The 21,924-nt window shown below is 54.8% G+C and carries 20 protein-coding genes; 13 read left to right on the top strand and 7 right to left on the bottom strand.

Annotated elements, in window-relative coordinates:
- Positions 1 to 50: 50 nt before the first annotated feature.
- Genes DM807_RS19190 through DM807_RS19200 form a run of 3 tightly spaced genes read left to right on the top strand, consistent with a single transcriptional unit; the run spans position 51 to position 2,477 of the window.
- Positions 51 to 836: an SDR family NAD(P)-dependent oxidoreductase gene (locus tag DM807_RS19190; protein ID WP_159266423.1), complete on the top strand. Its 786-nt coding sequence runs from the start codon at positions 51 to 53 to the stop codon at positions 834 to 836.
- A gap of 4 nt (positions 837 to 840) precedes the next feature.
- The gene (locus DM807_RS19195) at positions 841 to 2,127 is read left to right on the top strand and encodes an NAD(P)/FAD-dependent oxidoreductase (RefSeq protein WP_159266424.1); all 1,287 of its coding nucleotides are present in this window, start codon (positions 841 to 843) and stop codon (positions 2,125 to 2,127) included.
- Positions 2,128 to 2,153: 26 nt separating this feature from the next.
- Complete coding sequence (locus tag DM807_RS19200) at positions 2,154 to 2,477, top strand: 2Fe-2S iron-sulfur cluster-binding protein (RefSeq protein ID WP_179027747.1); 324 nt, start codon at positions 2,154 to 2,156, stop codon at positions 2,475 to 2,477.
- Between the two features lie 39 nt (positions 2,478 to 2,516).
- On the opposite strand, the gene DM807_RS19205 is transcribed toward DM807_RS19200, so the two are convergent.
- From DM807_RS19205 to DM807_RS19230, 6 genes are all read right to left on the bottom strand, one after another.
- Complete coding sequence (locus DM807_RS19205; protein ID WP_159266426.1) at positions 2,517 to 3,167, bottom strand: TetR/AcrR family transcriptional regulator; 651 nt, start codon at positions 3,165 to 3,167, stop codon at positions 2,517 to 2,519.
- Positions 3,168 to 3,300: 133 nt separating this feature from the next.
- Entirely contained in the window at positions 3,301 to 4,473 is a 1,173-nt protein-coding gene (locus DM807_RS19210) for a flavin reductase (protein ID WP_179027748.1), read from the bottom strand.
- A 99-nt stretch (positions 4,474 to 4,572) separates the two neighbouring features.
- Positions 4,573 to 7,008 carry an efflux RND transporter permease subunit gene (locus DM807_RS19215; protein ID WP_179027749.1) on the bottom strand — a complete coding sequence of 812 codons (2,436 nt, stop codon included), beginning with the start codon at positions 7,006 to 7,008 and terminating at the stop codon, positions 4,573 to 4,575.
- Positions 7,009 to 7,036: 28 nt separating this feature from the next.
- Positions 7,037 to 8,179, bottom strand: coding sequence for a WD40/YVTN/BNR-like repeat-containing protein (locus tag DM807_RS19220; RefSeq protein ID WP_179027750.1), 1,143 nt, complete (start codon positions 8,177 to 8,179; stop codon positions 7,037 to 7,039).
- A 98-nt stretch (positions 8,180 to 8,277) separates the two neighbouring features.
- Positions 8,278 to 9,681, bottom strand: a complete 1,404-nt coding sequence (locus DM807_RS19225; protein WP_179027751.1) for a DUF1329 domain-containing protein — start codon at positions 9,679 to 9,681, stop codon at positions 8,278 to 8,280.
- A 38-nt stretch (positions 9,682 to 9,719) separates the two neighbouring features.
- On the bottom strand, positions 9,720 to 11,405 hold the full coding sequence (locus tag DM807_RS19230; RefSeq protein WP_179027752.1) for a DUF1302 domain-containing protein: 1,686 nt from the start codon (positions 11,403 to 11,405) through the stop codon (positions 9,720 to 9,722).
- Between the two features lie 281 nt (positions 11,406 to 11,686).
- On the opposite strand from DM807_RS19230, the gene DM807_RS19235 reads away from it, so the two are divergent.
- From DM807_RS19235 to DM807_RS19280, 10 genes are all read left to right on the top strand, one after another.
- Positions 11,687 to 12,193: a nuclear transport factor 2 family protein gene (locus tag DM807_RS19235; protein WP_179027753.1), complete on the top strand. Its 507-nt coding sequence runs from the start codon at positions 11,687 to 11,689 to the stop codon at positions 12,191 to 12,193.
- 19 nt (positions 12,194 to 12,212) lie between these two features.
- Complete coding sequence (gene ribB, locus DM807_RS19240; RefSeq protein ID WP_159266433.1) at positions 12,213 to 13,376, top strand: 3,4-dihydroxy-2-butanone-4-phosphate synthase; 1,164 nt, start codon at positions 12,213 to 12,215, stop codon at positions 13,374 to 13,376.
- Positions 13,366 to 14,238 (top strand): alpha/beta fold hydrolase, encoded by an 873-nt coding sequence (locus tag DM807_RS19245; RefSeq protein ID WP_179027754.1) that lies wholly within the window; start codon positions 13,366 to 13,368, stop codon positions 14,236 to 14,238. The genes ribB and DM807_RS19245 overlap by 11 nt, the downstream gene beginning before the upstream one ends.
- Before the next feature lie 43 nt (positions 14,239 to 14,281).
- The gene (locus DM807_RS19250) at positions 14,282 to 15,034 is read left to right on the top strand and encodes a 2-phosphosulfolactate phosphatase (protein ID WP_179027755.1); all 753 of its coding nucleotides are present in this window, start codon (positions 14,282 to 14,284) and stop codon (positions 15,032 to 15,034) included.
- Positions 15,035 to 15,091: 57 nt separating this feature from the next.
- Positions 15,092 to 16,276, top strand: a complete 1,185-nt coding sequence (gene bktB, locus DM807_RS19255) for a beta-ketothiolase BktB (protein WP_179027756.1) — start codon at positions 15,092 to 15,094, stop codon at positions 16,274 to 16,276.
- 10 nt (positions 16,277 to 16,286) lie between these two features.
- Positions 16,287 to 17,144, top strand: a complete 858-nt coding sequence (locus DM807_RS19260) for a 3-hydroxybutyryl-CoA dehydrogenase (RefSeq protein WP_179027757.1) — start codon at positions 16,287 to 16,289, stop codon at positions 17,142 to 17,144.
- Positions 17,145 to 17,205: 61 nt separating this feature from the next.
- Positions 17,206 to 17,979, top strand: coding sequence for an enoyl-CoA hydratase (locus tag DM807_RS19265; protein WP_159266438.1), 774 nt, complete (start codon positions 17,206 to 17,208; stop codon positions 17,977 to 17,979).
- A gap of 160 nt (positions 17,980 to 18,139) precedes the next feature.
- A complete protein-coding gene (locus tag DM807_RS19270; RefSeq protein WP_179027758.1) occupies positions 18,140 to 19,291 on the top strand; it encodes an acyl-CoA dehydrogenase family protein in 1,152 nt (383 codons plus the stop codon).
- A gap of 43 nt (positions 19,292 to 19,334) precedes the next feature.
- Positions 19,335 to 20,363, top strand: coding sequence for an NADPH:quinone oxidoreductase family protein (locus DM807_RS19275; RefSeq protein ID WP_244965057.1), 1,029 nt, complete (start codon positions 19,335 to 19,337; stop codon positions 20,361 to 20,363).
- A complete protein-coding gene (locus DM807_RS19280) occupies positions 20,353 to 20,886 on the top strand; it encodes a nuclear transport factor 2 family protein (RefSeq protein WP_179027759.1) in 534 nt (177 codons plus the stop codon). The genes DM807_RS19275 and DM807_RS19280 overlap by 11 nt, the downstream gene beginning before the upstream one ends.
- Positions 20,887 to 21,052: 166 nt before the next feature.
- On the opposite strand, the gene DM807_RS19285 is transcribed toward DM807_RS19280, so the two are convergent.
- Positions 21,053 to 21,817: a tyrosine-protein phosphatase gene (locus DM807_RS19285; protein ID WP_159266441.1), complete on the bottom strand. Its 765-nt coding sequence runs from the start codon at positions 21,815 to 21,817 to the stop codon at positions 21,053 to 21,055.
- Positions 21,818 to 21,924 lie beyond the last annotated feature (107 nt).

Below are 21,924 nucleotides of genomic sequence, written 5' to 3' on the forward strand. Positions count from 1 at the left end.
TCGCTACTGAACTTGAAAACAATAAATCCAAACAGCAAGGGAAGACAGCAATGAGCAGACTCGCAGGAAAAGTTGCCTTGGTTACCGGTGCCGGCAAAGGACAAGGTGCAGCCGAGGCACGACTGATGGCCCAGTACGGGGCCAAAGTCATCGCCACAGACATCGACTTCGAAAGTGTCAGCGCAGTGGTGGCCGACATCAACCGGGAATACCCCGGAGCTGCGCTGGCGTTGAAACATGATGTCGCCTCCAAAGCCAGTTGGCTGGCAGTCGTGGAGGCAGCAGTTGATGCCTATGGGCCCATCAACGTCTTGGTCAACAACGCAGGAATTCTTGCACCCGCCACATACGATATCCTTACCTACGAACAGTGGTCGCGCATCATGGACGTGAATGCCTGGAGCCAGTTCGTCGGCATGCAGACTGTGATCCCTCACATGAAAAACGCCGGGATCGGCTCCATTGTCAACATTGCTTCTTTGGCTACGGTGAACGCCTGCGGGCGCTTCACTGCCTACACCGCCAGCAAGGGTGCAGTTGATGCACTTTCCAGAGCCGCAGCCATCGAATTGGCGCCTTTTAACATCCGGGTCAACTCGATCAACCCGGGCGTCATCCATACTGCAATGGTGGATGAGGCGTTTCCAAACCAGGCCGCGATGGATGCAGTCGCGGCCGCCCAACCACTGAAGCGCTTGGGCAAGCCGATTGACGTGGCTTACCTGGTGGTCTATCTGGCCAGCGACGAAGCGTACTTCACCACCGGAACAGCTCAGAACATCGATGGCGGACTGTCCGTGATGGGCGGTGTTTCGCCGCAATTGGAACGGAGTTGACGCGATGGAAAGCAATAGCCCAGAGCGTCCCATCGAACAATTGCTGGTGATCGGTACCGGGTGTGCCGGCGTAGAAACAGCACTGGCTGCGCGCAGCGAGGGGTGGCAGGGAGGTATCACTCTCATCGGTGATGAACACGACTTACCCTATCATCGGCCACCGCTCTCCAAAGGCTACCTCGCCGGCACGACCTCGCGAGACGCGCTCAGCCAGCGAACGCTCGCCACCTTCGAAAACGCTGATATCCACCTGCATCTGGGGGTGAGGATAACAGCAATCGATCGCTGCGCTCGTAGCGTCAGCCTGACCGACGGAACCTGCTTACCCTACGACCGCCTCGTACTCGCTACGGGCGGAAAGCCTCGCACGCTAGGGGGACTCGATCACCAACGCATAGCTAACCTGCATTACCTTCGAACAACCGAACATGCCGATCGCTTGCGAAGCGCTTTAATGCCAGGCCATCGATTGATAGTCATAGGTGGTGGGTACATCGGTTTGGAGGTCGCTGCCACCGCCATCAAAGCCGGATTGGAAGTGACAATACTCGAGTCCGCACCGCGCGTGTTGGCCAGAGTCACGGCTCCAGTGCTCTCGCAGTTTTACGAGGATGTCCATCGTGGGCACGGCGTGAACATTCGCACAAGCGAGCAAATCACCCATTTTGAACTAGACGAAACCTCCATGGCGATTCGAGCGATTCATTGTCTGGACGGCACCCGTCTGCCCGCAGACCTGGTGGTCATTGGTATCGGCCTCGAACCCAATATCGAGTTGGCCGCCACTGCTGGGTTGGAAGTTCAGGATGGCATTGTCGTCAACACTACTATGCAGACTGCGGATGCACGCATTTACGCAGCCGGCGATTGTGCCCGAAGCGTCAGTACGCTTTATGAGCGTAGTGTGCGAGTAGAGTCTGTTCCGAATGCCCTGGAACAAGCGCGAAAAATAGCTGCTCTGCTCAATGGCAAAATTCCCCGTCCAGATGGGCCGCCTTGGTTCTGGTCGGATCAATATGATCTTAGCCTCAAGATGGTTGGATTATCCGCTGGCTATGACCAGCTGGTTATTCGCGGTTCGGTGGTGGACAGGTCCTTCTGCGCTTTTTATTTACAGAATGAGCGCATTCTGGCTGTGGATACAGTAAACCGAGCAGTGGAATTCAACTTGAGCAAACGATTGATTGCCCTGCAGACACCGGTAGATCCCGTACAGCTGGCTGATGACGCCGTACCCTTCAAAGATCTCGTCAACCGATACCTTGCTTCCCTCACACCAACCCAACCGTAACAACAATAACAAAGCGGAGTTAAGAGATGCCCAAAGCCACGTTTGTTCTGCCGGACAATTCCGTGCAGGAAATGGAAGTACCGATTGGCACCAGCTTGATGCAGATTGCCGTATCACAAGGCATGCATGAAATTGTCGGTGACTGTGGTGGCAGTGCCAGTTGCGCAACGTGTCATGTGTATGTCGAGGGCAGCTGGCTTGGCAAATTGACGCCCATGTCTGACAACGAAAACCAAATGCTGGAATGTACATCTGCTCCTCGACAAGCCAACAGCCGGTTAAGCTGCCAAATCATCATGAGTACAGCATTGGACGGTATCGAGGTGACGGTTGCCGAAAGCCAGTGGTGACTCCTGCCTGCAGGGGGCTGCCAGCAGAGCCCCCTTCTCTCATCGCTGCTCGAACCCGTCGAAGAATATCTTGCAGAAAGCTTGCGCCACTGCTTCAGCGCTCTTGCCAGTACCCGGTTTGTACCAGCGATGTGACCAGTTGAACATACCAAACAGAGCATTGGCGGCCAACCCAGGAGAAATATCGCTGCGGAATAGGCCGTCCTCAATACCCTTCTTGAATAATGTAATGACAACTTTCTCGAAGCGCTGAGTCTGGCGCACCATTTCCTGCGCCCATACCGACTCCTGCTCGGCGACTGCGTGCATTTCCTCCTGAATGTAGAGGTACATATACGGGTAGTTTTCATCGTAGGAACGCATCAACAACGTCACCAGTTGCTCGAGCTTTTCCTTGGGGTTGAGTGAGCGCATGCGCATAAGCCGCTCAGCCTCCGTTGTGTTTGCATCAAGGACGCCCTTGATTGCTTCACGGAAAAACTCTTCTTTGTTGTCGACGTAGTAATAGATACTCGCACGATCCATGCCGGCGGCAGCGGCGATCTCGTTGAGCGTGGTTGCTTGATAACCTTTTTCCTTGAACAATACCGCCGCGACCCGGATGAGTTCATCGCGCTTATTCTTATATTCTATGCCCCCTTCTGCCTGGGCAGCTTTACGGCGTCGGGCTATGTTGCTTTTTTGAATCATCGGTCTAGGGGTCCACGTCTGAGATATGGAGTCAATCGATTACTATACGCGTAAGGTCACCCCAATGTAACCATCAGGGCGACCGTCTTGCTTCTGTTGCAGAAAGTGGCCACGACCGGCGCCCGGTAGCTGCTCAACGCGTGAGTTTCGCCCCCTCACTCAAGCAATTGGCGATGTGCTGCAGTTCGTCGATGTATGGTGTGACGCCGACGCCGCTCTCCGGCGCAGGGAAGTCATACAAAGTAAGGACGTACTCGACCTGGCCACTCGAGGCGAACACCGGCACCGAAATCTGCCTGACGTCTTTGTGCACGTCAGGGGTAAACTCCAGCGGATCGTAGGTCAAGTCATGCACCAAGGTGCGAACATCCTGATTGTTGGCGGGGTCCTGCGCTCGCTGGTTCAAGGCCGAAGTGAATGCCCGCTGCGCATCGCTGATCATGCCCAGCGAATATCCCCGCTCGCGGATGATCGCCAGTGCGGCCCTGCATTCATCAAGTCGCTCAGGATGACCGGTGTCTCGCAGCCATTGTGTAACGACCGGCTCACTGCTCCAAGCAGCGAAGATGGATCCCGTTGGCGGCATAAACGGCAAGCGTTGACCAACCAAGGTCGGAATCACGCCTGTCCGAGGTCGGCCAGCACTTGCAGCAATGATTAGCTCATCATCCACTCGCACCGTTGCGACACAGCGAGCATTGATTCGCTCGCACAGTCGTTCCATGTCAGCCCGGGCGCGATCAATACTCCGAAGAGGGCCGGCAATGGTACCGAGTGGATCAGGTGCCACCATCGAAAGCGGCGAGAAACGCCCATAGCCTCCTTGAAAGAACAACAGAGGCAGCCCCGCTGACTCGATCTTCAACTCCTTCACCCTGCCAATGACGATGTAGTGATCCCCCGCCTCGTGCACACAGTCGATATCGCAGTCGATCCAGGCGACGCATTGCTCGATGATCGGGGAGCCATTGGCTGACAGTCGGTATTCCAGGCCCTCGAACTTGTCTTCGGTTTTTGCCGCAAACCGCCTGCACACCGGTTCTTGTTCCGCAGCGAGGATATTCACGCAAAATTTTCCAGACTCTTCAATGCGCGGCCAACTGCTAGAGCTTTTATCCGGCAGGAACGCTACCAGTGGCGGATTCAACGAAACGGAGGTGAACGACCCAACTGCCATGCCGGTGGGTTTGCCTCCTGCTTGTTGGGCGGTCACCACACACACACCCGTTGGATACTGGCCAAGCACTTGGCGAAACCATTTCGCATCATCAGGCCGAAATTGATGGAGTTCTTGAGCTTCTGCCATTTTTGATCTCCTTAGCCGAGAACCACCGACGCATTAATACGCCGCTGCCGGCACTCACTGGTTACGAAAATATTGTTCTCAGCCACTCATCGCCCGCAATCAAATGGGCTCCGCCGTGGTCTGTGCTGACTTTTTTTTTGCCTCGACCGCCACTGGAGGTACGGCCTCACTGGAGGGTTTTAACAAGAAGGTGGCCAAGCTCGGCACCAGGATCAAGGCACCTACCATGTTCCACAGGAACATGAAGGCCAGGAGCACACCCATGTCCGCTTGGAACTTGATCGGCGACCACAGCCAGGTGAACACCGCTGCTGCCAACGTGATACCAATCAGCGCTACCACTTTCCCGGTAAATACCAGTGCCTGAAGGTAGGCATCGCGCACTGTCTTACCCGACCGTGCCTGCGCCAGGTAGACCGTCAACAAGTAGAGTGAGTAGTCGATGCCGATCCCAACACCGAGCGCGATCACCGGCAAGGTGGCAACTTTGACGCCGATGCCGAGAATGACCATCAAGGCTTCCGCCAACACCGATGTCACCGCCAGGGGAATGACCGCTACCAGCACGGCTCGCCAACTGCGGAACGTGATGTAGCACAGTACAATTACGGCCGCGTATACGAGCGCAAGCATCTGATAATTGGCTTTCTCGACGGTGCTATTGGTTGCCGCTTCTATGCCTGCACTACCGGCCGCGAGCAAGAACTGACGATCAGGACCATTGTGCGTTTCGGCAAAAGCCTCCACCGTCGCGACCACGCGACTCAGCGTTTCGGCTTTGTGGTCGGTAAGAAACGCGATGATCGGTGCTACGGTGCGTGTATCGTTGATAAGCTCTGGCACTGCAGTGAAGACATTGTTTATCGTGTCAGAAACCACAAACGTGTCGCGGTTGATCGTTATCCATTTCGGTGATCCCTCGTAACCGGCCGACGTCAGCATCCGGCCTACGCTGGCCGCCGATGACGTCGTTTGTACCCCTGGCACATCCCGCAGTAGTTCTTCCAATCGATCCATCTCAAGGAGCGTTTCGAAGCTGACCAGGCCACCCGGAGGCGTTTTGACAATCACTGCAAATTGATCGCTCGACAATTCGAACTCACTGGTGATGTAGGCATTACTTCGGTTGTACTCAGAATCAGCCCGCAACTCCGGGGCACCTGGGTCGAGGTCACCGATCTTCAACCCCTGAGCCACCACCAACCCTGCAAGCGTCACGGCCAGAGTCACCAGTAACACGAGTTTAGCTTTGCGTGGCTCGGTGAATTGGGCAAACCACAACGGCAACGGATGCTCGCCTGCGCTCATTCTCAACGCCCGCTGTGCAGCACTGGGGCTGACGCCGGTATAGGAAAGAAGCACAGGTAACAGCAATAGATTGCTGAAGATGAGTACTGCAACTCCGATACTGGCCTGGAAGGCCAAATCGCGTATCGCAGGAATGTCGACGATGGCGAGCACGGCAAACCCCACCGCATCGGCCAGCAACGCAGTCAAACCAGCGATAAACAGGCGACGGAATGTATAACGGGCTGCAACGTACCGGTGGGTCCCCTTCCCTACATCCTGCATGATCCCGTTCATTTTCTGCGCGCCATGGGACACACCAATCGCGAAGATCAAAAACGGTACCAATACCGAGAACGGATCGAGCACATATCCCATCAGATGCATCAAGCCTAACTGCCAAGTCACCGCCACCAGCGAGCAGGCGATGACCAATAGTGTGCTTCTGACGCAGCGGGTGTAGGCGTAGATTATGAGTGAAACCAAACCGGCAGCGATGGCAAAGTAACTGAAGACTTTGATCAAGCCATGGATCAAGTCGCCCGCTAGCTTGGCGAAACCAATCACATGGATGTTCACGCCCTTGGCGGAGTATTCCTGCTTGATGGCGTCCAGTTGCTCGCCCAGTGATCGATAGTCAAGCGCCACTCCGCTCGCCCCGTCACGCTCAAGCAACGGCAGAAAGAGCATACTCGAATGCTGGTCATTGGCGACCAATGAGCCAATGATGCCGGCGCGATGAACGTTATCCCGCAAGGCGTTGAGGGCTTCGGGGCTGCCGTCGAATGTTTCAGGCATGACCGGACCACCATCGAATCCTTGCTCAGTGATTTCAGTCCAGCGTACGACAGGCATCCACAACGACTTCATGAACGACCGGTCAACGCCTGGTAACAGAAATAACCTGTCATTAATCTCTTTGAGCATTTCGAGGTAGTGAGGATCGTAGATATCGCCTTTAGGGTTCTCTACCACCACCCTCAGCGCATTACCCAGGCCACGCAGGGCCTCTGCATTGGCCTCGTAGTTTTGTATGAATGGATGGGAGATGGGCATCATTTTCTTGAAGCTGGCGTTAACCTCCAGTTGCCAGGCCTGGATGAAGAGGAAAACCGTGGTAAGTGCGCACAGCACAACCAACGCGATCCGGTGGTTGAAAACCAACCGCTCCAGAAAGGATCCAGAACGGCCATCAAATTCTTCAACCCGCGGAACAACTGGCATTGCATCATTTTTTGAAATATCCATGGGTGGGTCCGTGATCTGGCGTAAGACATTAACGGGATGACAGGGACGGCAAAGGCTCCAGTCCGATCCCGCGCAAGCCGGCTACCACCACTTGGCTACCTGGTAGCGGAGCTACAGCGGTAAGCCTCATGGCTTTTCGGGCGCTGGCTACCCGCACCTGAGTTGCGCCGGGGTCCGCAAGTAGCAGCTGCCCGGCCGCATTGACCATGACGAACCCTCCCCCATTGGCTAACGCTGCCCCCGAGGCGATCGTAGACGTGGCGGGCAGCACCCCAGCCGACCACGTTTCTCCATGGTCGGTGCTGCGGAAAAACTTGCCACGCAACCCAAACGCCACCAGCACCTCGTCGTTACCGAGCACGGAGAAAAAGCTGCCTTCATAGCCGGTCCGAATGCTTCTAAATTGCCGTGTGTCGCGATCCAGTTTGAAAACATGGCCCTGTTCGCCAACGATTAGCAATTCTGCACCGACGCCATAGATCCCGTTGAGGTTAAGTCCCTCGGGGTTCTCGATACGCTCGTACCAAGGCAGCCAGTGCTTGCCGCCATCCGTGGTAGCAACGATCGAACCGAACGAGCCAACGGCATAACCGACCGACTCGTTTTCAAACCACACGCTCAGATACGGCAGTGATGGGCCGGAGCGGAAGTTGATCTTCAGGCCCTCCACTATCGCTTGCGCTCGCGAGTCGCCTTGATCAGCACGGGCCTGATAGAACGGTACGAACTGGTGCTCGGCAGCGCGGCCGTCGAGTTGCAGGATCCAAGTTTCGCCACCATCCTGACTGTGCAAAATGGTGCCGTCATGCCCTACGGCCCACCCTTTATTGGCCGTAGGAAACATGACCGCAAGCAAGTCACTCTGCACCGGCACCCGCGCCTGACGCCAATGCAGACCATTGTCATCGGAAACGATGACCAAACCGCGCATCCCCACCGCGATCAGCTTTTGACCTGCAGTGGTCACCGCCATCAATGGGCGATCCTGCAAGTGTGTTTGTGATTTCGCCGAGTGATCCAGGGGGTCCTCGAAGGCGACGCTGTTCGAAGGCATTTGCTCCACGGCGAATAAAACGCCTGGCATTAAGCACATCGCAGCGATGAGCAGGCGGGCTGTTATTGCCTTATTTTTTTGCCGAAGAAAATCACGCGGCACGTTGTATCTGTTCATTTGCGGGTACCTGTATTGGGCCAACTGCCAGCGTCCGCCGGCGCGTGCCGACGGCGTTGGCCACTCTCAGCCAAAACACTGCTGAGCCTTACGCGTGTTCAGCGAACACTGCCCGCTGCCACTGCACTGGGCGTGGTTGGAATACGCAGCCCTTCTGACCCTGGGTAATTCTTCACAATCGAATCTTCATCGCCGCCCCACATGTTCACGGCAAAGTAATTACCTTTGATCAGGTCGTTGAAAATCCAGCCCACGTTGTTAGTGCCGCCTATGTTGTAGGCAGGGAATGTTTGCATGTTACCCACCCGCCAGAGGTTACCGCCATCGTCATAAGACTCTGAGGCAACAATGCACCATGAATCTTCATCAATATAAAAGCGGCGTTTCTTGTACGCATGGCGCGCGCCAGCTTTACGATCGGCTTCGACGACCCATACCCGATGCTTTTCCCAACGCAACGCATCGGGATTGACATGCTGTTTACCTAACTGCCCCCGCAGCGGTACGTTATTGGTTATGGTGAACACGTTATAAGGCACGATCATTTCTTTTTTTCCGACCAACTTGAAGTCAAAGCGATCGGTTCGCCCCGTGAACCCCCACAACTCATCCCACGTCAGTACACCGCCATAAGCTGCAATTGGAATGTCATACGCAAATTCGGGCGCTTTACGAACGCGGCGTTGACCTGGTGTATAAAACCAGACCTCCTGCTGCCCTGATGGCAAGTAGTAGTTAAGAAACACTGTCCCTGCCGCGGAAGGTGGCGTGGTCAGTCGCGCGGAGAAACCGGTGGTGGCGTTGAATGTTTCTCCGCGCAATTTGTTATTTGCGTCATACCAAGGACGAAGGTGATACTGATTGGTTTTCGGTAGATCAGTAATACCACCATTAGGGTCAACCAGGAATGCCGAACTCAAATGATGCATGACGGCTGGCGCGTACGACTGCTTATGATTCCAGATGACTTCGTAGCCATTCTTTGGAATTGGGAAGGGAACCCCAGCAAAGGGCAGCCCATCGGGAGCAGCGCCTTTCATGCCATCCCCCATTACTGGGCCGGTCAATTCGACCGTGGTAGCATTTTTAACGGTGTTTTCCTGGATAGCATCGGGGTAACGGACGCTGCGGTGAGTGGGATAGACATCGAGGCGATAGCTTGGAAATTTTCTAAGCATCGCCTTGTTGCCTTCCGTCACCATGTCTTCGTACTTCGACAAGTTCTTTGCGTCGATTGAGTACAGAGGCTTCTCATTGGCGTAAGGATTTGGATAGGTCTTGTTTTTTTCTACGTCGTAGCCCGCGGGCGCCTGCAAGCCACCGGTATAGGCCGGAATTGAGCCGTCTGCATTTCCTGCCATTTCCGAGCCGAACCGCGTAAGGGTAGTGCCAAGCGCTTTCGCCTCGACCTCGGATACCGCCGCCTGAGAAGCATTCGATACGCCAAGGCAGAAAATTGCACACGCCAACGACTTAGGAGGCAATGACCAGTTATTCAACATTCTCGTATACCTATATTTGTTGTTAGAACGAGGCTTTGTTAGAACGAAGTTTTATACGTCAAAGAGACCCAACCCTTATCATTCAAGTTATACGGGCCGTTACCACCGGCATAGCTTTTTCCCGCAGGTGTAGCATCCGCTACAGACTCAAGGTGATCCCAGTAATAGTCCTGATAAGCCAGGGTTAGTGACTGCGTCTGGCGATAGTCTGCACGAATACCAATGGAGTAAACCAACGAATCCTGTGCGTAGAAAGAGCCCGCAGCGTAAGCCGGATTTCCCGCTACACCGTAAGTGACCGAAATCGGCGCGCTGAGATCGATCGAAGGAAAGACTTGTAGCCATTGAGGCGAGAACAAGACGGCAACCGCAACAGCGCTGTTGGTGGCACAGCCCTGCTTGACCCCACCGCCATTACAAGCCGAATACCCCCGCCCCATGTAGTATTGCTTGTTCTCGGTGACCTTATCCAAGTGGGTATAAGTCATCTCGGCCAGTAACACGCCTGTGTCATAGACCGGTGATGTGCCCAATTGTACGAAGGCATTGGCGATGAAGTTAGTAATATCGCCACGCGCACCTTCCCGGTAAGGAAGCGCTAACCCATCCGGGCGAGTAAATGCGCTGGCCAGTGCGGTGTTGGTTCGGTGGTTGAGTTCAAAACCCAGGCTGGTATTACCAATGGTTTTCTCGTAAGAAAAGCCGTAAAGGTTGACGTTTCGTGCGTAGGAAAGGTGTACATTGCCTCCGCCTTGAGGGTTAAATTCCGCCAAGGCCCAAGGCTGGGTCTCGTCAAGCTTACGAAAGTAGAATCCCATATTACCGCCAGCCCACTCTGGCGACCAATCGACCTTCACGCCAAAGTTATTACTGATATCCTTGGGCTCATAAGCCTTACCTGCCGAGAAACCCGGGCCGAACAAAAAGCTGGCATTGTCAGGGCCTTCGTACAACATGTCAGCAGGCGCCAGATACGTTCCTCCTTCCGGAAATCGGTTGGCTGCGTATTCAAAGAAGTACTGCGCACTGACCGATAACTGCGGGCTGAGCTCTGCGGTGACCAGAGCCTGGGCACGTGGTAGGAACAGCTCTTTGACTTCAGAACCTGGCTGGGAGAAACCCTTGATGAAGTCAGTGGGGTGCTGGCCGTAGGAGATGCTCGAAAATCCAAAAAACAGAGCATTGCCCCACTGCTGGGTCAGACGACCAAGCTTGGCATAGACAGGCACCTCACCCACGTCAAAATTACTGAAGACAAACGCATCAAGAAGCTCAGCCCCGCGCATGTGATATTTCTTGGTCCGGGACGAGTAACGATTGTTGTCGTAAGCGGTCGTGTAGGCAGGGTTGGGATTGGTCTCGGCATGATCGTCATAAGCAAAGTCCTTCCACACGGACCCCGAAAGCCTCATCCCCATCCGGTTCTGATAGACAGTCTGAAACTCCACCAAGGCCTGAAGTCGATTGGTGACCATGTCACCTGTGTCGAACTTGTATTCGCCCTGGGCAGTCGATAGCGCGTTTCCGATGTTGTGGTCTCGGCCGTCGACGCGCCAACCCATGTTGTAGGTCAGGGATGTATCCAAATTGGTGATCCAATCCGAGCCCGTGTCAAAGGTGTACGCCTGGACCGAACCCTGAAACACCAGTGAAGAAACTGCCATGGTCACAGCGGCAGCTAATGTATTGCGATTTTCAAACGTGCAGCGCTTTCTTATTTTCATTATTCGCTCCCAAGGATTGCAAGGCACATCCAGCACGAGGCCGAGAGCCCTCCTCGACAACCACAAAGGCCTGCAATGACAGCATTAGGCCTTAAGATCGACGAGACCAATCAACGCTCGAGTTGATCCTAGGCACCAGCCTTCTGAGCTGTCAACTGATTTGTTGAAAGCTATCATCCTGTATCCATACGTGGAATTTCCCCAGCTGAACGCCAGTCAACTTATGCGTTGACTAACGATGCTACCCTGCTCATACTCCAGAAAAAACAAGAGATCTCACCATGTCCGACCTTGAGCTGCGCATACAACGCCTTGAAAGCAAGGCGGCCCTTCAGGACCTCATCGCACGATATTTCGTCGCCTCTGACGATGACGACTTCGCAACACTGGCCACCCTGTTCAGTGAAACCGCCACTTTTCACGCACACGGCCAATCCCCTCTGCTGGGCCCGGAGCGGATTGTCGGGTTCATTCGCGAAGCGCGCACCCACATGGGACTCACCATCCATACGCCGAACTGGACGCTTTTCGAATTCCAGAATGAGGATCACGCCACCGGAAATGTCGGCGCACATCTGGAATTGGCGATGGGAGGGCGCAGCTTGTTTGGTGCCGCTCGCTACCTCGATACCTACGTCCGTGAAAACGGTATCTGGCGCTTCTCGAGCCGCCGTTTCCAAGTGATTCACATTGGGACTTGGGAAGACGTTGGCACATCGCTCACCGAATCGCGCTGCGTACGTTGGCCGGGTGGCGAGCCCCATGGCAGCGAACACCAGTTGAAGTAGAAACCGCCAGGAGTTTCTTATGCCTCTGAGTACATCTAGCGAAATCATCGCCGACATTCGTGCCGGAAGGATGGTGGTGCTGCTTGACGATGAAGACCGCGAAAACGAAGGGGATATCGTGATGGCGGCCGCTTGCGTCACTGACGCAGATATTAACTTCATGGCCCGCTACGGCAGAGGTTTGATCTGCATGCCGCTGAGCCAGAAAAAGAGTCAGCAGCTCGGTCTCGCCCCCATGGTCCGCCACAACCGCTCTGGCCATGGCACTCAGTTTACTAACTCGATTGAAGCGGCCAGCGGAGTTACTACGGGTATCTCCGCTGCAGACCGGGCGCGGACGGTACAGGTCGCTGCCGCGATTGGGGCGACAGCTCGGGATATTGTCCAACCAGGCCATATCTTCCCGTTGATCGCCGAACCTGGTGGCGTACTAATCCGTGCTGGCCATACTGAAGCCGCATGCGACCTGGCCCGCCTAGCCGGTTTTGAAGAGTCAGCCGTCATTTGTGAAATCATGAACGACGATGGCGAAATGGCGCGCCGCCCTGAACTTGAAGTCTTTGCTGACCGCCATGGTCTAAAAATCGGGACGATCGCTGACCTCATCCATTTTCGAGTGGTCAATGAAAGCACGATTGAGCATGTAAACCAGCAAAAGGTCACCACCGATTTCGGTGAGTTCACGCTGCACAGTTATCGCGACACGATCAATGGCAACGTTCATTTCGCCATGACCATGGGCAATCTGTCTACGCAAGTACCGACCCTCGCTCGGGTCCAGCAGTCCTTGTGCGCCCGCGACTCATTGAGCATTCAGGTACCAGGCAGCAGCGGCTGGAATATTCATCGATGCCTGGAGTTCATTGCCGGAGCAGGCAGTGGAGCATTGGTCGTACTGGCTGCGGACGAATCGGCCGATGAAGTGCTCGCAAGCCTTGAGTCGGTAGGCAGCGATGTACCGCATGCCCGGCAACGTAATATTCCCAACCACCGCAGCTCGCTCATGATCGGTGTCGGTTCGCAGATTCTGCGTTCGCTAGGGCTCGGCAAATTGCGCCTGATGGGTAGCCCTATCAAGTATCACGCCATCTCAGGTTTCGACCTGCACGTGGTGGACTACGTTAGCCCACAGGGGCATTCAACGCCGTACCCAGTAGAGGGAGAAATGCGCTATGGAAGCTGATGCCACCCCTCATGGTTTGCGCACCCAGTATTTCGCCGGTTCGCAAAATCTGAGGCTGACAGCCGATGTGGGCGGGCCCATCAATGGCACTCCTGTGATGCTCCTCCACGGCGGCGGTCAGACTCGCCACTCCTGGCGTTCAGCCGCTACTGCCTTAATGGCACGCGGCTACCGAGTGATATGCCCAGATTGTCGAGGACACGGGGACAGCGAACGCTCGCCCACAGGTGACTACTCAACGGATTCGTTGATAGCAGACCTCAAGCAAATTCTTTCCACTCTATCGCGCCCTCCTGTTCTGGTAGGTGCCTCTTTAGGGGGTTCCACCGCGCTGCTGATGACAGGTGAAAGTGACTCACCGATTGCTGAAGCGTTGGTGCTTGTGGACATCGTCCCTCGCATGTCGCCATCAGGGATCCAGCACATTCGCAGTTTCATGCAAAACACCCTCGCAGGCTTTGACTCCCTGGAAGAAGCAGCCGAAGCAGTTTCACGGTTCATCCCGAACAGGCCGAAACCAAGCTCCTTTGAAGGCCTAGCTCGAAATCTGAACCGAGCTACGGATGGACGACTGTATTGGCACTGGGATCCGCGTTTTTTGCAAGACGACAGTCGCTCGCCCAACCCCCAGTTTGCCCAACGTATGGAGTCAGCCGCGCGCAAAGTCAAGGTTCCAACCTTACTGGTTCGTGGTCGGGAGAGCGAAGTTGTAAGCCTCGCTCAGGCACAGGCACTGCTTGACCTGATTCCTCACGCTGACCTGACCAACGTCAGCGGCGCCGGACATATGGTCGCCGGTGACCGTAACGATGCATTCAATAACGCTGTCCTGAGATTCATATCCCAAGCACTGTCGCAGTGACCCGATCAGGCAAGCTTAATCATCTTTTGAATCAGGTGTCGCTATGAAGCCAAAGCTGACCACCACATTCCGCATCGAAGATGTTGACCCAGGCAGGATGTCCGTCAATGTGGCAGTACTGATTGACGTGATTGGCACTACTTCGGTGCTCAGCCATGCACTCGAGCACGGCGCTAGCGCGGTTCACGTGATGCACTCGGAGTTGGATGCCCATCGCAGAGCTCAGCAGTGGTCTAAAGACCCCGACAATACTGAGCCGTTAATCCATTGCAAAGGGTGGGATGAATCGGGCCAGTTTAGGCCCGTGGTTCACGGCCAGCAGTGGGTAATAACCAGTGGGACGTATGCCTTGATACAGCTGGCAGCGAGTGCTCAGTATATGTATGCCGCCTCGCTACTCAACGCATCTGCGGTAGTGGCCCGACTTTTGGCACATGAAGAGCCAAACGTCGACTTCCTCTGCGCAAGCCCTGTTGGAAGGTTGAACCTGATCGACCTCTACACCACGGGTTATTTGATCGAGCAATTGATTAACGCCAGGCCGAATGAATGGGTCCTCAGCGAGAGTTCTCGTATCGCAGTCGCCGTGTACCACGGATATCGTTCATCGATCTGTCGCTGCATCGCCGACAGTCATGGAGGCAGAGCCGGTGACATCCAAATCAGCCGCGATGCTGCTCAGTTTATCGCTCGAATCGATCAACACAGCTGCCTGCCTATCTACAAAGGCGACAACATCTTTGTGGACGACCTTGCGGTTGCCCGGCGCCCCCTCATGCATACGTTGCGTCACTGACACATGACTGCGCTTTACCACCGCCGGTTTAGCTAGCTCTTGCAATAAGGACTCACGATGAATAATCCAGATGTATTCGTTGTCAGCGCCATGCGCACCGCCATCGGCAGTTATGGAGGGTCGCTAAAAAATCTACCGCTATCCGAGCTTGCGACGGTCGCCGTGAGTGCAGCAATAAAGAAAGCGGACATTGACCCCCACCAAGTGGGTCACGTCGTCATGGGAAATGTGATCCCCACTGAGCCCCGTGACGCATACCTCTCGCGGGTAGCGGCGCTCAATGCTGGTGTGCCGAAAGAGGTACCCGCCTTCAATGTGAATCGCCTCTGCGGCTCCGGTCTACAGGCGTTGGTTTCGGCCGCTCAGTGTCTCTGGCTCGGTGACACTGAAGTTGCAATTGCTGCCGGTGCTGAGTCAATGAGCCGCGCACCTTATGTTCAAACGCAAACACGTTGGGGTGCGCGCATGGGGGACATTGAAACCATCGACTATATGCTTGGCATACTGCATGACCCCTTCCAGAAAATGCACATGGGGATAACGGCAGAAAATATTGCCCAGCGTTTTGGCATCAGCAGGGATGAGCAGGACTTGCTGGCGATGGAAAGTCAGCGTCGGGCCCTCCACGCCATCGTGCACGGTCACTTCACCGAGCAAATCATCGCAGTTGAAATTCACGAGCGGCAAGCTGTACGCCAGTTCGCCATCGACGAGCACCCGCGTGACATTTCGCTTGAACAGTTAAGCCGGATGAAGCCGGCGTTTCTCGATCACGGTTCGGTAACACCAGGTAATGCCTCAGGGCTGAACGATGGTGCCGCCGCGCTGTTGCTTGCAACCAGCGCTGCACTGCGGAGTAACAGCGCACTCAAGCCAATGGCGCGCGTGGTTGCCCATGCTCATGCAGGTGTCGAACCTGAGTTTATGGGCCTTGGGCCCATCCCTGCGACCAAGCTGGCACTAAAGCGGGCGGGGCTAAGCATTACCGACATTGACGTAATTGAGTCCAATGAAGCCTTTGCCGCACAGGCGTGTGCTGTCGCCAAAGAGTTGGACTTAGACCCAGCCAAAGTCAATCCCAATGGATCGGGCATTTCATTGGGGCATCCGGTTGGTGCCACTGGGGCAATTATCGCGACCAAAGCGATCCATGAACTGCACCGCACCGGGGGGCGCTATGCCTTGGCAACCATGTGCATTGGTGGTGGGCAAGGTATCGCAGTCATTTTTGAACGGGCATGAGGTTTTAACGATGACGATTGAGCACATCGCAGTGATCGGCGCAGGTACGATGGGCAATGGAATTGCGCAAGTCTGCGCGTTGGCAGGGTATCAGGTAACGTTGATCGACCTGACCCAACAGGCCTTAGACAGTGGCCTTACAACGCTAACCAGCAACCTGGAACGGCAACTTCGCAAGGAGCAGATCAGCGCCGCCGATATGTCTGGTGCGATGCAGCGAATTCGGCTATCCATGGACTACAGTGTGATGCGCTCGACCCAGCTGGTCATCGAAGCAGCCACTGAAAACCTCCCTGTCAAAAAACAGATTCTCAAGCAGATCGAGCAGGTTGTCAGCCCTACGTGCCTGATTGCCACCAACACATCTTCGTTATCAATTACCGAGCTGGCGGCAGTCGTCGATCTCCCTGAGCGTGTCATCGGGATGCATTTTTTCAACCCGGTGCCCGTCATGACCCTAGTTGAAGTCGTGCGCGGCTTACAAACCGCCGACACCACCCATTCGGCCGCTATACGCGTTGTAGAGCGCATTGGCAAGCAAGCCATCTCAGCGCGCAACAGCCCAGGCTTCGCAGTCAATCGCATCCTTTGCCCGATGATCAACGAAGCCGTTTTTGCGCTTCAGGAAGGGCTTGCCACTGCAGAGGAAATCGATCTAGGCATGCGGCTGGGGTGTAACCAGCCTATCGGGCCGTTGGCCTTGGCGGACTTGATCGGGTTGGACACTCTACTCGCTGTAATGCAGAGCTTCCAAGGTGGATTCAACGATCCCAAATACCGCCCTGCTCCTCTGCTCAAAGAAATGGTGGACGCAGGCTACCTAGGCCGCAAGACCGGCAAAGGCTTTTTCTCGTATCACGACATTTGAGCGCTGCAGCGCAAGCCCTCGCACAATAAAAAGGCACACCCTGAATGGGAGAGTAGCAACCATGCATTTTGAAACCCTGCTGTTGGAAACTCATGGGCGTGTTGGTCTCATCACTTTGAACCGCCCCGCTGTACTGAATGCGTTGAGCTCGCAGACTATCGCCGAGATCAATCTGGCGCTGGATGAGTTGGAGCACAATCCGGCAATTGGCTGCATGGTGATCACCGGCTCGAGCAAAGCATTCGCTGCAGGCGCCGATATCAAGGAAATGGCCGATTTCGCCGCCCCACAGGTTTTTTTGGACGATTTCTTTTCCGCCGCAGACCGCATCGCCGCCCGCCGCAAGCCGTTGATCGCTGCCGTGGCAGGCTACGCCCTTGGCGGAGGCTGTGAAGTCGCGCTGATGTGCGATTTTATCTATGCCGCAGAAAATGCACGTTTTGGCTTACCTGAAATCACGCTGGGAGTAATTCCTGGGATCGGCGGAACGCAACGTCTGAGTCGGGCTGTGGGTAAAGCCAAAGCAATGGAGATGTGCATGACCGGGCGGCAGATGAATGCCGCAGAAGCAGAGCAGACAGGGCTGGTCGCTCGTACTTTCCCGGTCGAAACGTTGCTCGAAGAAACTCTGAAAACGGCCAACAAGATCGCTGAGCTTTCGCTGCCGGCAGTGATGATGCTCAAAGAAAGCCTCAACCGGGCCTTCGAGTCATCGCTTTCTGAAGGTGTTCGTTTTGAGCGACGGATGTTCCATTCGACTTTTGCAAACCAGGATCAGAAAGAAGGCATGCGCGCATTCGTTGAGAAACGCCCTGCCCGCTTTAAGCACTGCTGATCATCGGAAAAGTGCTGGTGTGAGTGCGCCTTATTAATCCAATCTCGCCAGCACTCGCAACCAGATCGGCCCTTCAGGTTCAGATGTTCTCAGCACTCGAGCCTAACCACGCACTCCCGTGCTGAATGGCCATTCATGCTCATATCAAGGGATACCTCACATGCATGACCTGGAACTGAGTGAAGATCAACGGATGATTCGCGACATGGCAAAGGCATTTGCGCGCGGCGAAATTGCCCCAAATGCCCAGCGCATGGAAAAGGACGGATGGATACCCGATGACTTGGTAGCCCAGATGGGGGATCTGGGCCTGCTGGGCATGGTTGTGCCAGAACAGTGGGGCGGTACTTACGTTGACTATGTCGCCTATGCCCTTGCGGTGGAAGAAGTCTCTGCAGGTGACGCAGCCACCGGTGCTCTCATGAGCATTCACAATTCCGTAGGATGCGGCCCAATACTCAACTACGGCAGCACGGCACAGAAAGAAACCTGGCTGAATGCGCTGGCGACAGGCAAAGCCATTGGGTGCTTCTGTCTGACCGAACCCCACGCAGGCTCTGAGGCTCACAACCTGCGTACCCGTGCAGAGCTACAAGGTCATCAATGGGTCCTCAATGGAGCCAAGCAATTCGTGAGCAATGGGCGGCGCGCCAAGCTGGCCATCGTTTTTGCTGTCACCGACCCAGAACTTGGCAAAAAGGGGCTATCGGCGTTTCTCGTGCCAACGGATACGCCTGGTTTCGTGGTAGACCGTACTGAACACAAGCTAGGAATTCGCGCTTCTGACACCTGTGCGGTGACTTTGACTGATTGCAGGATTGACCACGGCAACCTGCTTGGGAGCCGAGGTAAAGGTTTGGCCATAGCATTATCGAACCTAGAAGGCGGCAGGATTGGTATAGGTGCACAAGCACTGGGAATTGCCCGTGCAGCCTTTGAAGCAGCCCTGCTCTACGCCCGCGAACGCTCTCAATTCGGTAAAGCCATTGTCGAGCATCAAAGTATTGCCAACATGCTCGCTGACATGCATATGCAAATCAACGCGGCTCGATTACTCGTGTTGCACGCGGCGCGTCTAAAATCTGCCGGCCTTCCGTGCCTGACACAAGCCTCCCAGGCAAAGCTCTTTGCCTCGGAAATGGCCGAGCGGGTTTGCTCTCACGCTGTGCAGATCCATGGAGGCTATGGCTACCTTGAAGACTACCCGGTTGAGCGGTACTACCGCGATGCACGCATCACGCAGATATATGAGGGCTCAAGCGAAATCCAACGCTTGGTGATCGCGCGTGAACTCAGAAACTATTCATTTTGATCATCGCAGCCGTCCCGTGATGTCTACGCAGTGAGGAGACTCCATGAGCATGAAAACGTCGATGTCGGCCATCGTTTGTGCGCAGTATGGTCAACCACACGACCTGCGCCTGGCAACGGTCCAAACGCCCGTGCTGGCTGATAACGAGGTGCGCATCCAGGTCGCGGTTGCAGGTATCAATTTTCCGGACAGCTTGATTATCAAGGGTGAATACCAAGTCAAGCCGCCACTACCTTTCACCCCTGGATTCGAAGTGACTGGCAAGGTCATCGAAACGGGGCCAACCGTTACTAACATAGCCGTAGGTCAACGAGTGATGGCACTAGCGAGCAAAGGCTATGGAGCGTTCGCCGAGGAGGTTGCTGCGAATGCCCACGAGGTAGTCCCCATTCCGGATGGACTGGACTATCACTCTGCGGCAGCGCTGTTTGTCGCCTACGGCACTGCGTTTCATGCCTTGGTCCAGCGCGCGAATCTACAAGCCGGAGAAACGCTTGTTGTGTTGGGAGCCTCAGGTGGCGTCGGGCTCGCTGCGGTTGAGTTAGGCAAAGCCCTGGGAGCGAACGTCATTGCCGTTTGCCGCACACACCAGCGTGCCTTGCCCGCCCAGACAAAGGGGGCAGATCATGTCATCGCTTACGACGACGAAGACATACGCAACGGCGTACTGCAGGCCACTGATGGCCGAGGGGCCGATGTGTGCATCGATATGTTGGGTGGTCAGGCGTTCCATGCTATGTCACGTTCGATGAATTGGGGCGGACGGTTGCTGATTGTCGGCTTTACCAGCGGAGAAATCCCCCAGTTATCAATGAACCTTCCCCTTCTCAAAGGCTATCAAGTCATCGGAGTGTACTGGGGGCAGTTCCTTGCTCGCTCACCCGACCTCAATGAGCAAAACTTCCGAGCGTTGGCCACGTTGATCGACACCGGCAAGATCACGCCTCATATTGCCGGGCGCTACCCACTCACAAGGGTACCTGACGCTCTGACTGCACTCCTCTCGCGAGAGGTAGCGGGAAAGTTACTGATTGATGTAACAGGACAACAGGAGGTCATGCATGCAAGCTGAATTCCAATCATTATTGGACAAGCAACAAATCTATGAAGTGCTCGCGACGTACTGCCGTGGCGTCGATCGCTGTGATATCGAACTGGTCCGTTCCGCCTACCATCCGGACAGCTATGATGATCATGGGTATTGGGCTGGTCCGGGGTGGGAGTTTGCCGACTTCGTTGTACAGCGGCTGATGGAAGCCAACACTGCCACCATGCACTCTCTGGGAAATGTCCTGATCGACATTACTGAAGACGGCATCGCGCGGTCGGAAGCATACGTGACCGTCACGCTGGTACGTCGCAATACCAACCCACCCAAAGCAGATGTCATGGGTGCACGCTATGTTGACAGGCTGTCCAAGCGTGAAGGTTTATGGAAGATTGAAGAGCGCACTGTAGTATTAGACTGGACCAAAGTTGAGACTTGGGATGATACTGCCGCAGCGATTCCACTGGATCAGTTTGCCTGGGGAGAACGTGGTAACAGGCGTGATCCTACCTACGTAATGTTGCGCTTCAGCACGCTGCAAAATTGAATATAGGATGGGGCTTGCCAAGATCTTAAACTAAGCGTTTACCTTCAAGGTTCCTATCATTTCGTATGCAGGAGGTTCAGAAGGCAGACTATTGAGCAACAACATCGATACATTCTACGGCCAAGTGTGCAAGCTCAATTGTTAGCCAATCTTGACAAGCGGGGTATCACGCCAGCAAAAAACGTTCCAACCGCCGTAGATCAGCAAAGGTAAGACCTAGACCGCCCAGCAAAAATAGTTCACTGCTCCCATATACGCGATCAATGACGTCGAACGCAGCCTGCAGATACTCCGCAGATGCAGATTTTATAATAGCCATAACTTCAGGCTCCACTTCCTCACCCAACATAAATGACAAGTCACGGCGGTAGTCATTGGTAAGAAGATAGTCTTGCATGATAGTTTCTCGGGATACTCCGAGTGCCATCAATACCACGGCAATGGCAAAACCGGTACGGTCCTTACCGCTTGTACAGTGGATGAGGGCTGGATAACTGTGTTCCTGTAGCAAAACTTGTAAGACTTGAGCAAAATGCTTGCACTGTGTGGTTGGTAAATGCCTATACATCGAGCATAGTGATTCTCGGGCTTGGGCTGCATCAATACTGCGAGAACGCACAGCTTCGAATAAGCATGCAGCACCGTGGGGCAGAAAACCAAGTGCATGAGTCCGCCCGCCCCAGCTCGGCAACAGCCGATTGGGCTTTGCGAGGCGCTCGCTGTTATGTCGCAGATCGATTACAGAACGAAGCCTCAAAGCCTGGATTGCCGACATATCCTTGGCTGTTAGCTCAGCCAGCGAATCAGAACGATATAACACCCCACCTTTGATCTGACGCCCACAAGAAGCCTCATACCCCCCCATATCACGAAAGTTCACAGCACCATCAAGCGCCAACCGACGCGTGACGTAGGTTTTGTCTGAGTTCATGAAGCGACAACCTCTTACAAATGCACCGATGAATGTACACAAGTTCAGGTTTTTTGACATCCCTGAGCTGTGATCGATCACCCCAGTTCAGGGGTGCGGTGCTTACT

This window comes from Pseudomonas hunanensis (assembly GCF_013393325.1).
Taxonomy (GTDB): domain Bacteria; phylum Pseudomonadota; class Gammaproteobacteria; order Pseudomonadales; family Pseudomonadaceae; genus Aquipseudomonas; species Aquipseudomonas putida_P.

Bases quoted from the DNA above. Each gene is read 5' to 3' on its own strand.
- DM807_RS19190 (WP_159266423.1), top strand. From the start codon at position 51: ATGAGCAGACTCGCAGGAAAAGTTGCCTTGGTTACCGGTGCCGGCAAA.
- DM807_RS19195 (WP_159266424.1), top strand. From the start codon at position 841: ATGGAAAGCAATAGCCCAGAGCGTCCCATCGAACAATTGCTGGTGATC.
- DM807_RS19200 (WP_179027747.1), top strand. From the start codon at position 2,154: ATGCCCAAAGCCACGTTTGTTCTGCCGGACAATTCCGTGCAGGAAATG.
- DM807_RS19205 (WP_159266426.1), bottom strand. From the start codon at position 3,167: ATGATTCAAAAAAGCAACATAGCCCGACGCCGTAAAGCTGCCCAGGCA.
- DM807_RS19210 (WP_179027748.1), bottom strand. From the start codon at position 4,473: ATGGCAGAAGCTCAAGAACTCCATCAATTTCGGCCTGATGATGCGAAA.
- DM807_RS19215 (WP_179027749.1), bottom strand. From the start codon at position 7,008: ATGGATATTTCAAAAAATGATGCAATGCCAGTTGTTCCGCGGGTTGAA.
- DM807_RS19220 (WP_179027750.1), bottom strand. From the start codon at position 8,179: ATGAACAGATACAACGTGCCGCGTGATTTTCTTCGGCAAAAAAATAAG.
- DM807_RS19225 (WP_179027751.1), bottom strand. From the start codon at position 9,681: ATGTTGAATAACTGGTCATTGCCTCCTAAGTCGTTGGCGTGTGCAATT.
- DM807_RS19230 (WP_179027752.1), bottom strand. From the start codon at position 11,405: ATGAAAATAAGAAAGCGCTGCACGTTTGAAAATCGCAATACATTAGCT.
- DM807_RS19235 (WP_179027753.1), top strand. From the start codon at position 11,687: ATGTCCGACCTTGAGCTGCGCATACAACGCCTTGAAAGCAAGGCGGCC.
- ribB (WP_159266433.1), top strand. From the start codon at position 12,213: ATGCCTCTGAGTACATCTAGCGAAATCATCGCCGACATTCGTGCCGGA.
- DM807_RS19245 (WP_179027754.1), top strand. From the start codon at position 13,366: ATGGAAGCTGATGCCACCCCTCATGGTTTGCGCACCCAGTATTTCGCC.
- DM807_RS19250 (WP_179027755.1), top strand. From the start codon at position 14,282: ATGAAGCCAAAGCTGACCACCACATTCCGCATCGAAGATGTTGACCCA.
- bktB (WP_179027756.1), top strand. From the start codon at position 15,092: ATGAATAATCCAGATGTATTCGTTGTCAGCGCCATGCGCACCGCCATC.
- DM807_RS19260 (WP_179027757.1), top strand. From the start codon at position 16,287: ATGACGATTGAGCACATCGCAGTGATCGGCGCAGGTACGATGGGCAAT.
- DM807_RS19265 (WP_159266438.1), top strand. From the start codon at position 17,206: ATGCATTTTGAAACCCTGCTGTTGGAAACTCATGGGCGTGTTGGTCTC.
- DM807_RS19270 (WP_179027758.1), top strand. From the start codon at position 18,140: ATGCATGACCTGGAACTGAGTGAAGATCAACGGATGATTCGCGACATG.
- DM807_RS19275 (WP_244965057.1), top strand. From the start codon at position 19,335: ATGAGCATGAAAACGTCGATGTCGGCCATCGTTTGTGCGCAGTATGGT.
- DM807_RS19280 (WP_179027759.1), top strand. From the start codon at position 20,353: ATGCAAGCTGAATTCCAATCATTATTGGACAAGCAACAAATCTATGAA.
- DM807_RS19285 (WP_159266441.1), bottom strand. From the start codon at position 21,817: ATGAACTCAGACAAAACCTACGTCACGCGTCGGTTGGCGCTTGATGGT.